Origin of the sequence: Bacillus sp. ISL-18 (assembly GCF_018613415.1) — a bacterium.
Taxonomy (GTDB): domain Bacteria; phylum Bacillota; class Bacilli; order Bacillales; family Cytobacillaceae; genus Neobacillus.
On the sequence record NZ_JAGGQG010000029.1, the window covers coordinates 72,039 to 86,681 of the forward strand.

Consider the following 14,643-nt stretch of genomic DNA (forward strand, 5'->3'; position numbering starts at 1 on the left):
AAAGTTCATTTTCAAAAGAGGTGAAAAATTTGTTTACTTACACAGTCCGCCGCGTGTTCTCTCTCATACCGGTTTTATTTGGGATGACAGTGGTGGTTTTTGCTATTATCCATGCTATTCCTGGTAATCCAGCTCAAGTCATTCTTGGTCAAAGAGCAACTGCAGAATCCATTGCGACCTTAACAAAGGAATTAGGATTGGACCGCCCATGGTACATACAATATGTAGATTATATTAAAGCATTACTTCATGGAGATTTAGGGATCTCACTAAGGACTAGAGGCCCTATTAATGAGGAAATTTGGTCGTACTTGGCGGCAACAGCGGAATTAACGCTTGTGGCTATGTTTATCGCAGTTATTATTGGTGTAAATGCAGGGATAGTCAGTGCCTGGTTCTCGAGATCATGGTTTGATTATGCCGCGATGGTCCTTGCCTTAATTGGGGTATCACTGCCAATATTTTGGCTTGGTTTAATGGAACAATGGGTGTTCTCTATCCATTTAGGCTGGCTTCCGACCACAGGAAGAGAGAATGTTAGAGATCCCGTATCCGCCATTACCAATCTATATTTAATCGATACGCTTTTACAAGGAAGATTTGATCAATTTATTGTGGTCATAAAGCATTTGATATTACCAAGTGTAGCACTTGCTACCATACCTATGGCCATAATCGCCAGAATGACTCGTGCCACCATGCTTGAGGTAATGAAGTCAGATTACATCCGTACAGCAAGGGCAAAAGGTCTGAGCATGTTTTGGGTCGTGTATAAGCATTCTTTAAAAAATGCGATTATTCCAGTTCTGACCATTATCGGATTACAAACAGGCCTGCTATTGGGGGGAGCCATCCTAACAGAAACCATCTTTGGCTGGCCGGGAATTGGCCGATATTTATATGATGCAATCGGGTATCGGGATTATCCAGTGATTCAATCAGGTATTTTATTAATTGCTGCCATCTTTGTTTTTATTAATTTAATTGTGGATATATTGTATGTCTTTGTTGATCCAAGAATTAAATACACGAAATAAAGGAGGAGAATTTAGGTGGCGGAACTTGTAAAAAAAACTGCTAATATGGAGCCTGTATTTGTTGAAGAAAAGCTGACTCCTCCTTGGAAGGAAGCATGGATATCCTTTTATAAAAACCGATTAGCCCTAGCTGGCCTGGGGATTGTAGCTTTTTTTATCATTATTGCCATTCTAGCACCGGTTATAGTACCCTACAGTTATAAAGAGCAAGTGCTAACAGATCGAATGCTTCCGCCTTCAGGTGATCATTGGTTTGGTACGGATGATTTTGGCCGTGACATTTTCTCGCGGATTGTTTATGGGGCGAGAATATCCTTGTGGGTTGGATTTTTCTCCGTACTAGGGTCAGTGGTATTTGGCACCATTTTAGGAATTGTTGCAGGATATTATGGCCGCTGGATTGATTCTGTTATCTCGAGAATTTTTGATATCATGCTTGCCTTCCCTAGTATTCTATTAGCGATAGCGGTTGTAGCCATCCTTGGACCCTCTTTACAAAACGCCTTAATAGCTATTGCTGTTATTAATATTCCGAACTTTGGCCGGCTTATCCGTTCAAAGGTGCTAAGTGTTAAACAGGAAGAATATATTATGGCAGCCCGCGCGGTGGGGATGAAGGATACCCGGATTCTCTTCCATCATATCTTACCTAACAGTGTTTCACCTGTCATTGTCCAAGCGACATTAGCGATTGCCACATCTATTATTGAAGCCGCGGCCCTTGGCTTTCTTGGTATGGGTGCACAGGCGCCGACACCGGAGTGGGGAAAAATGCTGGCAGATTCAAAGAATTATATTACTCAGGCACCTTGGACACTGTTTTTTCCAGGGGCTGCCATCATGCTGACGGTATTGGGTTTCAATTTAATGGGTGATGGACTAAGGGATGTCCTTGACCCAAAGATGAAAAACTAGAAACGAAGGCAAGTGGAAGAGTAGTTCTATGGATAAGAGTGGCTCATAACCCCGGAAGCTCAAGGTGAAAGAGAAATTCGACAGATATAAAGGGTCCATTATCCCTTATGCTAGTTAGACTCCAATAGGGGTCTTTTTTCTATTCATTCATAACCAAAGGTTTCTAAATTTTCAATTAAGCATTATAATGATGTAAATAAAAGAGCTCATAGCCTTTAGGGGGATGAAAGGTTTTGAATAATAGTGAAAAAAGTATAATTTTTATTGGCTTTATGGGAGTAGGAAAGACGACAATTGGAAAGCTTGTTGCACAAAAACTTCTTCGTCCATTTGTTGACATTGACGAAGAAATTGAAAAAGAGTTCGGAATGCCGGTCTCGCAAATTTTTAAGGAGATTGGTGAAAAAGCATTTAGAGACCGTGAAAAACAGATTATTACCGAATTAGCGGAACAAGAGCGAAAAGTCATTTCTCTCGGGGGCGGTGCTTTTTTGCAGGAAGAAATAAGAAGGATTTGTTTATCCTCCTGTATTGTCATTCATCTAGATTTATCCCTGGAAAGCTGGAAAGAACGGCTCAGTTTAATATTTGACAGCAGACCGGTCTTACATGGAAAGTCAATTGATGAAATGGAGGAGCTCTACAATAATCGGCAAGAAATCTATGCACTGCATCATTTGAAAATCAGTACGGACAACCAGAGCGCTGATAACATTGCAGAACAAATCATCAACACGTTATCAATGGAATTTGGTGTTAGGCAATGATTAAAAAAAATATAAAAACGATTACAGTAAAAAACGTTATCATCGGTGAAGGTACTCCAAAAATTTGTGTTCCATTGGTAGGGTCTAGTTTTGCACATTTAATAGAGGAAGCAAACTATTTAAAAACACTTGATTTGGACTTAGTAGAGTGGCGTGTTGATTTCTTTGAACATGTCGAAGAAATTGAAAAGGTAAAAGAGGTTTTAAGAGAGATTAGAACGATTCTTCCGCAGACTCCACTTGTTTTCACATTCCGAAGCGCTAAGGAAGGCGGGGAAAAAGAGGTTAGTACCTCTTTCTACTTTGAGTTGAATAAAGCTATTGCTGAAACCGGCCTGGTCGATATTGTCGATGTGGAGTTATTTAATAATGAAAACGATATTAAAGTATTAATAGAAGCTGCTCATTCTCAAAATGTTTATATCATTATTTCTAACCATGATTTTCATGCGACCCCAGCAAAGGAAGAGATTATTTCGCGATTGCGTAAAGCACAGGAATTAGGCGGGGATTTGCCAAAGATTGCTGTTATGCCTGCTAGTACAGCTGATGTAGTAACATTGCTTGATGCGACAACTACAATGAATGAACAGTACGCTGACAGACCGATTATTACTATGTCCATGGCCGGAAAGGGAGTTATTAGCCGCTTAGCTGGGGAATTATTTGGCTCGGCGATTACTTTTGGAGCTGCTAAGAAGGCTTCTGCTCCGGGACAGGTATCTGTTAAGGAACTGCGAAACGTACTGAATTTGCTCCATACAAGTCTTTAAAAAATTCTCGTTGTGTGAACTATTTTGAAGTTCCAGCATAAGCTGGAGCTTATTTTTTTGCATATAAAATGTATAATCTTACAAGTTAGGATGAAAGCGTTTCCAAAATAAAATGTGGTAATTTTCAGTGAAAATAAAAAATAAGGCTATTTACTTGTTGAATAATTATATATCTATATGTATAATAATTCATTATGAAAGTAACTTGGGAGTTGAAGAAATGAAAGCTGCGATTATCGGTGGAACTGGTTATGGATCAATTGAATTAGTCCGGTTAATTAATAAACACCCAAACTTGGAGATAGGTTCAGTGGTATCTAACTCCCAAGCTGGGGTTAATTTTAGCGATGTGTATCCACATCTTTCCGATGTGGTTGTTCAACCTCTAGAAACATTTAATGCAAATCGATTAAGTGAAGAAAATGACATTGTTTTCCTAGCTACCCCTTCAGGTGTAAGCAGCAAACTTGTACCACAGCTGCTGGATAAGGGAATAAAGTGTATTGACCTTTCCGGAGATTTCCGGCTGCGGTCTGCTGAAGAATATGAAACCTGGTATCAGCACTCCTCACCAGAGGAGAAGTACTTAAAACAGGCAGTCTACGGTTTGAGTGAGATTTATAAAGAGGAAATAAAGGGGTCAACCTTAATTGCTAATCCGGGGTGCTATCCCACCGCAACCACTCTTGGACTTTTACCAATCATGAAGTCCAAATTAGCTGATGAAAATTCAATTATCATCGATGCTAAATCAGGCGTATCAGGTGCCGGAAGAGGGGTCTCACTGACATCCCATTACTCGGAAATGAATGAAAACTTTAAAGCTTACAAACTAGGTAAACATCAACATATCCCTGAAATAGAGCAAGTTCTTACGGATGAGAGTGGAAAACGGACAACAGTTACCTTCACAACACATCTTGTTCCAATGACTAGGGGAATTATGTGCACAATGTACGTGAAACTAAAAGAAAAAATTTCAACCCAAAAAGTTATTGATTTATATAAACAATTTTACCAAGAAAATCATTTTATAAGAGTACGGCCGGAAGGGAATATACCTGCAACAAAAGAAGTAATGGGATCAAATTTTTGTGATATTGGTTTGCATGTGGATGAACGGACCAATCTGTTAACAGTCATCTCAGTCATCGACAATCTAGTAAAAGGGGCAGCTGGCCAGGCGATTCAGAACGCCAATCTAATGAATGGCTGGGAAGAAGAAACTGGGCTCACCGATATACCAATGTATCCATAATTTAAAACTAATAATTTACTAGTTAAATAGCCCTGTTAATTGCAAGGGATCACTAAGGGGGAAGAACAAATTGACTCAAGCCACATCAACCAACAAAATTGTTGTACTTGAAAATGCAAGTGTAACCTTACCAGAAGGATATAAAGCAGGCGGTATGCATTGCGGAATTAAGAAGAAGCGATTGGATTTGGGATATATCGTCTCGGACGTACCCGCGGCTGTAGCGGGTGTATATACGACCAATGTTTTCCAGGCAGCACCACTAATCCTAACGCAAGAAAGTATCGCAAAGGAAAATAAAATACAAGCGATCCTTGTTAACTCTGGGAATGCCAATGCCTGTACAGGCGAGCAGGGGTTACTTGATGCAGCGGAGATGCAAAAAAGATTCGCAAACGAGTTAGGGATCCAGCCACATCTTGTTGCTGTTACCTCAACTGGAGTAATAGGTGAACTGCTTCCAATGGAATGTATTAATACTGGAATTAAACAAATATTGCAATCCGAATTTGAACAAGAGGAAAATTTTAAACAATCCATTTTAACAACTGATACATGTATCAAACAAATCGGTGTTCAAATAAAAATAGATGGGCATACCATTTCAATCGGCGGTGCTGCGAAAGGTTCAGGGATGATCCATCCGAATATGGCAACCATGCTCGGCTTTGTGACAACCGATGCGAACATAGCCCAAGAGGACCTGTTAGCAGCTCTTAAGGATGTAACAAACCAAACCTTTAACATGATCACTGTCGATGGGGATACAAGTACCAATGACATGGTACTGGTAATGGCGAATGGATTAGCGGGCAATGAACAGCTTACAAAAGAACATCCTGACTGGGGAAGCTTCGTCACTGCATTAGGGATTGTTTGTAAAGAACTTGCCAAAAAAATTGCTAGAGACGGTGAAGGAGCAACCAAGCTTGTTGAAGTCCAAGTAAGTGGAGCCTTCAGCACAAATGATGCTAAAACGGTCGGTAAATCCATCATTTCTTCAAATCTTGTCAAAACGGCAATATATGGAACCGATCCTAACTGGGGACGTATTGTCACAGCAGCGGGATACAGCGGGGTACCCATTGAACCCCAATTATTAGAGGTCTCAATCGGTCAATATAAAGTGTTTGAAAAAGGATTACCGTGTCCAATCATTGAAGAGGAAGTAAAAAGCTACTTAGAACAAGAGAATGTTGTGATCTATGTCGATTTAAATCAAGGTGAATACAGTGCAACGGCCTGGGGATGCGATCTTACTTACGACTATGTAAAAATCAATGCATCCTACCGCACTTAAGGGAGGACAACAATGAAATATTTAGTCATTAAGTGTGGCGGAAGTGTGTTAGAAAATCTGCCAAGATCCTTTTATGAAGATATTGTAAAAATGCATGCCTCCAGTGAGTGGACACCGATTATCGTTCATGGCGGAGGCCCGCTGATTACTTCATTATTAAAAAGCTTAAATGTAGAAACCAAATTCGTAAATGGACTTAGAGTAACCGACCATCAAGTGTTAGACGTAGTGGAAATGGTTTTAAGTGGATCGGTTAATAAACAAGTAGTTAGAAACCTTGTCGAAGTTGGAGGGAAAGCGGTCGGTATTAGCGGTGTAGATGGCGGCCTGCTAAAGGCAGCTCCGACAACTAATGCGAAAACTTTAGGTTTTGTTGGGGAAGTAGTCGAAGTTAATCACAGCATCATCGAGGGTATCATCGATCAAGGGTTTATCCCGGTTATTTCTCCGGTTGGTATTGATGCAAGTGGGCAGCGTTATAACATTAATGGTGATATTGCTGCCTCTGCCGTTGCAAAATCATTAGAAGCCAACCTGTGTTTCATCAGTGATATTCCTGGTATCTTGGTAAATCATGATGGAGTAAAAACTAAGCTTGATAAGGTCTCAAAGGCCATTATTGAACAGATGATCGAAGACGAAACCATTTATGGAGGAATGATTCCAAAGGTTCAAGCTGCAATTGACGGCCTTGTTCATAACATACCAGAGGTTGGAATCATTAACGGTTTTGAAAAAAATAGTCTGCTAGATTATTCAAACGGCAAATGCGTTGGGACAAAAATAGTCCTAGAAGAGGAGATTGCGTAATGGTAAACGATACTTCCATCACCCTGACCACACCAGTAATGGCCACATACAGCCGATTCCCTGTCACATTAGTTAAGGGGAAAGGAAGTTACGTGTGGGACGATCAAGGGAATCAATTTTTAGATTTCACTTCAGGTATTGCTACTTGTAACTTAGGGCATGTTCCTGACCCAGTTAAAGAAAAGCTGGAGGAACAATTACAAAACTTGTGGCATTGCTCCAATCTATATAACATTCCGAATCAGCAGCAGCTTGCTGCAGTGCTAACCGCTAATAGCTGCGGTGATCAGGTTTTTTTCTGCAATAGTGGCGCTGAAGCGAATGAAGCCGCTATTAAACTGGCAAGAAGATATGCAAATAAAGTAAAAGGAAGCAGTTCTTCTGAGGTTGTCACCTTTGGGCAGTCCTTCCATGGGAGAACATTAGCTACCTTGACAGCAACAGGACAAGAGAAAATCCAACAGGGCTTTGCACCGCTTATGCCAGGATTCAGTTACCTTCCATATAATGACGAGGCGGCATTAGAACAACTTGTTACCAATAAGCCTGCAGCTGTATTACTCGAGCTTGTCCAAGGTGAAGGCGGGGTTATTCCAGCCAATCAGCAATGGGTAACAAAATTAGCACAAATTTGTAAGGAAAACGATATCCTGCTGATGGTGGATGAAATTCAAACAGGAATCGGCCGAACAGGAACATTCTTTGCCTATGAACAATATTCGATCGAACCAGATGTCATAAGTATTGCAAAAGGGTTAGGATCAGGATTTCCAATTGGAGCAATCATTGCCAAAGAAGAGGCAGCAAAAGGGTTTGAACCGGGCAGCCATGGCAGTACCTTTGGCGGAAACCCACTGGCAACAGCAGCAGGGCTTGCGACTGTGACCCATATTATTGAAAGTAATTTGCTTGAACAGACAAAGGAAGCGACCGATTATCTAGATCAGCAGCTGACCCTTTTAAAGCAGAAGTACTCTTTTATAAAAGAAATTCGCGGTAAAGGGCTGCTAAAAGGATTAGTCGTCGAAATGAATGCATTAGAAATTGTTCAAAAAGCAATTTCCAATCAACTCCTTATTTTAACTGCCGGACCTAATGTCGTCCGTATTTTACCTCCATTAACCGTAACGAAAGAAGAAATAAATGAATTTACAAAAGCATTGGAAAAAACATTCCAAAGTATCGAGAAAGGCGAGTGACTATTTTGGAAAAGGGTTATCTTACTTTGGAAACAGGAGAAATATTTGAAGGCGTCCTAATTGGGGCAGATAAGGACTCTCTTGGCGAAGTGGTTTTTAATACAAGTATGACTGGGTATCAGGAAATTATCACAGACCCATCTTACGCCGGGCAAATTATTACCTTCTGCTATCCGATTATTGGAAACTATGGAATCAATGCATTGGATGATGAAAGCATTTCTCCAGCATTAGCAGGTGTTATAATTAGTGATTTATGTGAAGAGCCAAGTCATTATCAATCTATTAATAAATTTTCAGAAAAGCTAAAGTCTGCAGGAGTTTCCGGGCTTGCCGGGGTGGACACAAGACGACTTGTCAAAACCATTCGAAGCCGTGGTACGGTAAAAGGGTATTTAGGAAAAGAAAAGAAAAATATTGTTCCGAACGATCCAAAAGCGACTATGTGGGTGGATAAAGTATCTACCAAAAAAATTCAATATTTCAAAAATAATGGTCCACACGTAGTCCTAATGGATTTTGGCTATAAAAAGTCGATTCTTCATGCTCTTTTAGAAGAGAACTGTTCAGTAACGATCGTTCCTTATACCACCACATTCGAAAAAATAAAATCTTTAAATCCAGATGGGATTTTATTGAGTAATGGGCCTGGAGATCCGATGCAGTTAAAAGCATGGTTTCCAGAAATAAAAAAAATAACACAGGCCTATCCAACGCTCGGAATTTGCCTGGGTCATCAGTTAATTGCCCTGTCTTATGGAGCAAAAACGACTAAACTTGCCTACGGACATAGAGGCGGAAACCATCCAGTTAAAGAATTGACGACTGGAAAGGTTAAAATAACTGCACAAAATCATAGCTATGTTGTGTTAGATGAGAGTATTGATCAAAAGGTATTTAATGTTACCTACCGAAATATAAATGACAAATCAATTGAAGGGCTGCAACATAAATTGTACCCAATTCAAACCGTTCAATTTCATCCGGAAGCACATCCCGGACCAAGCGACACGGAATATATTTTTAAAGATTTTGTGAGTCAGATTGCATCATTGGGAGAGAACATTTATGCCGTTAAATAAAAATCTAAAAAAAGTACTTGTTATTGGTTCAGGACCAATTGTGATCGGGCAGGCAGCAGAATTTGATTATGCCGGCACACAGGCGTGTATCGCCTTAAAAGAAGAGGGAATTGAAGTTGTTCTCATTAATAACAACCCAGCCACGATTATGACTGATGAAGCGGTGGCGGATAAGGTATATATAGAACCATTAAATGTAGAAACGATTGAGAAGATTATCCAGAAGGAACGACCTGATGGGGTAATCGGTACACTTGGCGGTCAAACTGGATTAAATTTAACTGTTCAGCTATTTGAACAGAAAATTTTAGAGAAATACAATGTTGAACTTTTAGGTACTTCGGTAGCATCCATTAAAAATGGTGAGGACCGCGAGAAGTTCCGTAACTTAATGATAAAAATTGGTGAACCAATCCCTGAATCTGAAATTATTCATAGTTACGAAGAAGGAATCCAGTTTGTTCAAAAAATCGGGTTCCCTGTCATCATCCGCCCTGCCTATACATTAGGAGGAGAGGGTGGAGGTTTTGCCTATAATGATGAAGAACTTGAAATTGTGCTAAAGAAAGGGCTAGCAGCGAGTCCTATCCATCAAGTCTTAGTGGAAAAGAGCATTAAAGGCTGGAAGGAAATTGAATATGAAGTAATGAGAGATGCAAATGATACGTGCATTATTGTTTGTAATATGGAAAATATGGACCCAGTAGGAGTTCATACTGGCGATTCGATTGTTGTGGCCCCATCACAAACATTATCAGATGTTCAATATCAAATGCTTCGTAACGTTTCGATAAAAGTAATAAGAGAATTAGAGATTATTGGCGGATGTAATATTCAGTTAGCTTTGCATCCTGAATCAAATCAATACTATATTATCGAGGTAAATCCAAGGGTAAGCCGTTCATCGGCACTGGCTTCAAAAGCAACCGGATATCCGATCGCAAGGATGGCGGCAAAGTGTGCGATTGGTTACCATCTTGATGAGATTGTGAACCCGATAACAGGTAATACCTTTGCTTCTTTTGAGCCAGCGATTGATTATATTGTGGTGAAACTGCCTCGTTTTCCATTTGATAAATTCCCTGAAGCCGATCGAACACTAGGGACACAAATGAAAGCAACTGGGGAAGTTATGGCAATTGACCGAACTTTTGAAGGAGCTCTTAACAAAGCGGTTCGTTCCATGGAAATGAATGTTTATGGTCTCTGTCAGACAGCTTATGAGTCATTAGAAGAGTCTTCCTTGTTTGATTTGCTTAAAGTAGCAAATGACAAGCGCCTATTTGTCATTGCTGAAGCATTTAGAAGAGGCATTACTCTCCAAAAAGTACAACAACTGACTGAAATTGACCTATGGTTTTTACACAAAATTAGCTCAATCGTTGCGTTAGAAAAGGAACTAGCTTCCTATCAGTGGACTACAGTTCCAACCGACCTGCTTAAAAGAGCCAAACGAAATAATGTGGCTGACAAATTATTAGCGCAAATCTATCAAATTCCGGAAAAACAAGTTCGAAACAAATGGAAAGAGCTCGGTTGGAAGCCTGGTTACAAAATGGTAGATACATGTTCAGCTGAATTTGATGCGGTCACGCCTTACTATTATTCCACTTGGCATGGCAGTGATGAGGTAGAAATCACTGACAAGAAAAAAATTCTTGTTATTGGATCTGGTCCGATCCGTATCGGGCAAGGAATTGAATTTGATTACTGCTCTGTTCACGCGGCTAAAGCTCTCAAGAAAAAAGGTTATGAAGCTGTTGTAATTAATAACAACCCAGAAACTGTAAGTACGGACTATTCGGTTGCAGACAGTTTGTACTTTGAACCACTGGCTGCTGAAGATGTTTTACATGTTATTGAAAAAGAAAAAGTCGACGGCGTGTTAATTCAGTTTGGTGGTCAAACCGCGATTAATCTTGCTCATGATTTAGAAGAAGAAGGAATTACCATTTTAGGGACTACAGTTAAGAATGTGGATCGTTTAGAGGATCGAAAGGAATTTTATCAACTCCTAGATGAATTAGCTATTCCACATATTGAAGGGAAAACTGTCTCTCACCCAGAAGAACTAAAGGAAGCAGCTCAGAGCTTGGGCTACCCGGTGCTTGTCCGTCCATCCTATGTTATTGGCGGTCAATCGATGTTTACAATTTTTTCAGAACAAGAATTAGCACAATATGTTACCCAGCTTGAAGAAAATTCAAATACAGAGATGTGGCCGTTATTAGTAGATAAATTTTTACCTGGTCAAGAATGTGAAGTGGATGTCATTAGTGACGGAAAACAGATTGTTGTTCCTGGGATTTTTGAACATATCGAAAAAGCTGGTGTGCATTCTGGCGATAGTATCACGGTGTTTCCACCTATTTCACTAACTGACAAAATAAAAGAAACATTAATTGATTATGCAGGTAGAATTGCTAAGTCAGCACCTGTTGTAGGAATCATGAATATCCAATTTGTCATTTATGATGAGACGGTTTATGTGCTTGAAGTAAATCCTCGCTCATCACGAACAGTGCCGATTATTAGTAAAGTCACTGGAGTTCCAATGATCGAGTGGGCAACCAATGTTCAATTAGGTGATTCACTAACGGAGCTAAGCCAAGATTTAGGATTACTAAGAGAACCAGGCTACTTTGCCGTTAAAGCACCTGTATTTTCATCCAGTAAGCTTAAGGGAGTCGATCATGTACTTGGGCCGGAAATGAAGTCAACTGGGGAAGTACTTGGGATTGGAACTAATTTTCAGCAAGCACTGCAAAAATCCATTCCTTTAATTAATGGAAACAAGGAAGAAAATTATATTCTTTGTTCGATTTCTGACAGGGAAAAAACAGAAAGTCTTGCCATTTTACAGGAAATTGTAAAAGAAAATTACAAACTGGCTGCAACAGAAGGAACCGCTTTGTTCTTAACATCCAATGGCTTTACCGTAGACCTAGTCGTTAAGGATGAAGAGGATTTAAATGATATCTTCCGGAACAAGCCGATTCAGGCTGTTATAAATATACCGAACCAAGGTCGGAACAAAAACAAGTTTGGTTTCCAGATGCGGGAGTATGCAGTCCGCTATAAGGTACCGGTATTCACACATCTTGATACAATTGAGACCACATTAAGAGTGGAAAAGATGCTAGGAGCTAATTCTGAGGTACGGACGGTTAGCGAGTATTACAAACTTGAGAAAGAAGGTGCTACTCATGTTAGAAGCAATTAATACGGACGATAAAAGCATCGGGGAGAACCTGCAATTTAAGGGTCTGGATTTTTTACAGCTGGATGATTTTAGTTCCGACCAAATCTTATATTTACTTAATGAGGCCGTCGAATTAAAAAAACAGCAAAAAGAAGGTAAACCTTATCCTTACTTAAACGGAAAGGTATTAGGAATGATCTTTGAAAAATCTTCGACTCGTACAAGGGTTTCCTTTGAAGTGGGGATGCTGCAGCTAGGGGGACATGCAATCTTTTTAAGCTCAAGGGATATTCAGCTCGGCCGTGGCGAGAGCATTTCGGACACCGCGAAGGTTTTGTCGCGCTATGTTGATGGAATGATGATACGGACATTTTCACATGAATCGGTTGAGGTGTTAGCCGCACATGCAACAGTACCGGTCATTAATGGGTTAACAGACCTACAGCACCCGACCCAGGTACTGGCTGATTTATTAACCATCCTAGAACATAAAGGAAAGCTGGCCGGATTAAAGCTTTGCTATATTGGTGATGGTTACAATAATATGGCCCATTCCTTAATGGAAGGTGCCGTGAAGGTCGGAATGAATATCAGTATTGCCAGTCCTCCAGGATATCTGCCCAATGGGGAGATTACCGAAAGGGCTATCCAAGCAGGAAAACAAACAGGCGCTTCCGTTATGATTACGAATAATCCTTATGAAGCCATAAAAGATGCTGATGTTGTGGTTACGGATGTATGGACCAGTATGGGGCAGGAAGAAGAAACTGCGATCCGCTTAAAAGCATTTCAAGCTTTCCAAGTTAATGAGGAATTATGCAGTCATGCGAATAAAGACTTTATCTTCTTACACTGTTTACCTGCTCACCGCGGCGAAGAAGTAACCAGTGAGATTATTGACGGTCCTCATTCAGTTGTATTTGATGAAGCGGAAAACCGTCTGCATGCGCAAAAAGCAATTTTGAAACTTTTACTATAAAAATAGTTTCATTTTCTATGAGACATGTTGTATAATAATTCTATCAGATGAATAAAAATCCACAATGAAGTTCAAGGAGAATAAAAATGACAAAGGAAAAAATTGTTTTAGCATACTCAGGTGGTTTAGATACATCGGTATCAGTGAAATGGATCCAAGAAAAGTACGGTTATGATGTAATTGCCTTGGGGCTGGATGTTGGAGAAGGGAAAGACCTAGAGGCTATTAAAAATAAAGCATTAAAAGTTGGCGCCATCAAGGCCTATATGATAGATGCAAAAGAATTGTTGGCAAAAGAATATATTTTACCAGCTTTAAAGGCTAATTGTTTATATGAAGGTAAGTATCCATTATCTTCTGCCCTGTCAAGACCGCTTATTTCTAAATTATTGGTGGAGGTTGCGGAAAAAGAGGGAGCAACCGCTGTTGCACATGGCTGTACAGGTAAAGGAAACGACCAAGTTCGCTTTGAGGTATCAATCCAAGCATTGAATCCTAGTTTAAAGGTTGTTGCACCAGTTCGTGAGTGGGGAATGACTCGCGATGAAGAAATTAAATATGCGGAAGAAAACGGGATTCCTATACCGGTTGATTTAGATAATCCATTTTCAATTGATGCTAATATCTGGGGACGTGCTTGTGAAGCAGGAGTTCTTGAGGATCCATGGGCAGAAGCACCAGAGGCAGCGTTTGACTGGACGAATCCGATTGAATTGACACCGGATGTTCCTGAATATCTTGAAATTGAATTCGAACAAGGGGTTCCTGTTGCCCTTAATGGTGAAAAACTGCCTCTTGTTCAATTGATTGAGACACTTAATACACTTGGCGGCAAGCATGGGGTTGGCCGCATCGACCATATTGAAAATAGATTAGTAGGAATCAAATCGAGAGAAGTGTATGAAAACCCAGCTGCGTTAATCTTGATTAATGCTCATAGAGAACTAGAATTTTTAACGCTAACCCGTGAGGTTACCCAATTTAAGACACAGGTTGAACAGCAAATGGCGAAGATTATTTATGAAGGTCTTTGGTATTCTCCAATTAAACCTGCTCTTGATGCATTTATCAATGAGACCCAAAAGGTAGTTTCTGGAACAATTCGTGTTAAGCTTTTTAAAGGAAATCACACGGTTGTAGGCCGAAAATCACCACACAGCCTTTACAATGAAGAACTAGCTACCTATGCTAAAGGTGATGCCTTTGATCATAACGCAGCGGTTGGCTTTATTAAACTTTGGGGACTTCCAACAAAGGTTTATTCTGAAGTGAATAAGAAAAGCGAAGCGACCGTTTAGCGGAGTATGGGCTGGAGCCCTTC

The 14,643-nt window shown here is 40.1% G+C and carries 12 protein-coding genes; all 12 read left to right on the plus strand.

Annotated elements, in window-relative coordinates; translation table 11 throughout:
• The first annotated feature begins 29 nt into the window (after positions 1 to 29).
• Positions 30 to 1,037, plus strand: coding sequence for an ABC transporter permease (locus J7E81_RS27630; RefSeq protein ID WP_215047384.1), 1,008 nt, complete (start codon positions 30 to 32; stop codon positions 1,035 to 1,037).
• A gap of 45 nt (positions 1,038 to 1,082) precedes the next feature.
• Positions 1,083 to 1,952 (plus strand): ABC transporter permease, encoded by an 870-nt coding sequence (locus J7E81_RS27635; protein WP_215047424.1) that lies wholly within the window; start codon positions 1,083 to 1,085, stop codon positions 1,950 to 1,952.
• 272 nt (positions 1,953 to 2,224) lie between these two features.
• Entirely contained in the window at positions 2,225 to 2,719 is a 495-nt protein-coding gene (locus tag J7E81_RS27640; protein WP_215047426.1) for a shikimate kinase, read from the plus strand.
• The gene (aroD, locus tag J7E81_RS27645) at positions 2,716 to 3,492 is read left to right on the plus strand and encodes a type I 3-dehydroquinate dehydratase (protein ID WP_251028922.1); all 777 of its coding nucleotides are present in this window, start codon (positions 2,716 to 2,718) and stop codon (positions 3,490 to 3,492) included. Before J7E81_RS27640 ends, aroD begins: the two co-directional genes overlap by 4 nt.
• Positions 3,493 to 3,712: 220 nt before the next feature.
• Positions 3,713 to 4,750, plus strand: a complete 1,038-nt coding sequence (argC, locus tag J7E81_RS27650) for an N-acetyl-gamma-glutamyl-phosphate reductase (RefSeq protein ID WP_215047385.1) — start codon at positions 3,713 to 3,715, stop codon at positions 4,748 to 4,750.
• Between the two features lie 70 nt (positions 4,751 to 4,820).
• Entirely contained in the window at positions 4,821 to 6,050 is a 1,230-nt protein-coding gene (gene argJ / locus J7E81_RS27655) for a bifunctional glutamate N-acetyltransferase/amino-acid acetyltransferase ArgJ (RefSeq protein WP_215047386.1), read from the plus strand.
• 12 nt (positions 6,051 to 6,062) lie between these two features.
• Entirely contained in the window at positions 6,063 to 6,860 is a 798-nt protein-coding gene (gene argB / locus J7E81_RS27660; protein WP_215047387.1) for an acetylglutamate kinase, read from the plus strand.
• The gene (locus tag J7E81_RS27665; protein ID WP_215047388.1) at positions 6,860 to 8,059 is read left to right on the plus strand and encodes an acetylornithine transaminase; all 1,200 of its coding nucleotides are present in this window, start codon (positions 6,860 to 6,862) and stop codon (positions 8,057 to 8,059) included. The genes argB and J7E81_RS27665 overlap by 1 nt, the downstream gene beginning before the upstream one ends.
• 5 nt (positions 8,060 to 8,064) lie before the next feature.
• Positions 8,065 to 9,141, plus strand: a complete 1,077-nt coding sequence (locus J7E81_RS27670) for a carbamoyl phosphate synthase small subunit (RefSeq protein WP_215047389.1) — start codon at positions 8,065 to 8,067, stop codon at positions 9,139 to 9,141.
• Positions 9,128 to 12,364 (plus strand): carbamoyl-phosphate synthase (glutamine-hydrolyzing) large subunit, encoded by a 3,237-nt coding sequence (gene carB, locus J7E81_RS27675; RefSeq protein ID WP_215047390.1) that lies wholly within the window; start codon positions 9,128 to 9,130, stop codon positions 12,362 to 12,364. The genes J7E81_RS27670 and carB overlap by 14 nt, the downstream gene beginning before the upstream one ends.
• Positions 12,348 to 13,322, plus strand: a complete 975-nt coding sequence (gene argF / locus J7E81_RS27680; protein ID WP_215047391.1) for an ornithine carbamoyltransferase — start codon at positions 12,348 to 12,350, stop codon at positions 13,320 to 13,322. The genes carB and argF overlap by 17 nt, the downstream gene beginning before the upstream one ends.
• 86 nt (positions 13,323 to 13,408) lie before the next feature.
• Complete coding sequence (locus J7E81_RS27685; protein WP_215047392.1) at positions 13,409 to 14,620, plus strand: argininosuccinate synthase; 1,212 nt, start codon at positions 13,409 to 13,411, stop codon at positions 14,618 to 14,620.
• The last annotated feature ends 23 nt before the right edge of the window (positions 14,621 to 14,643 follow it).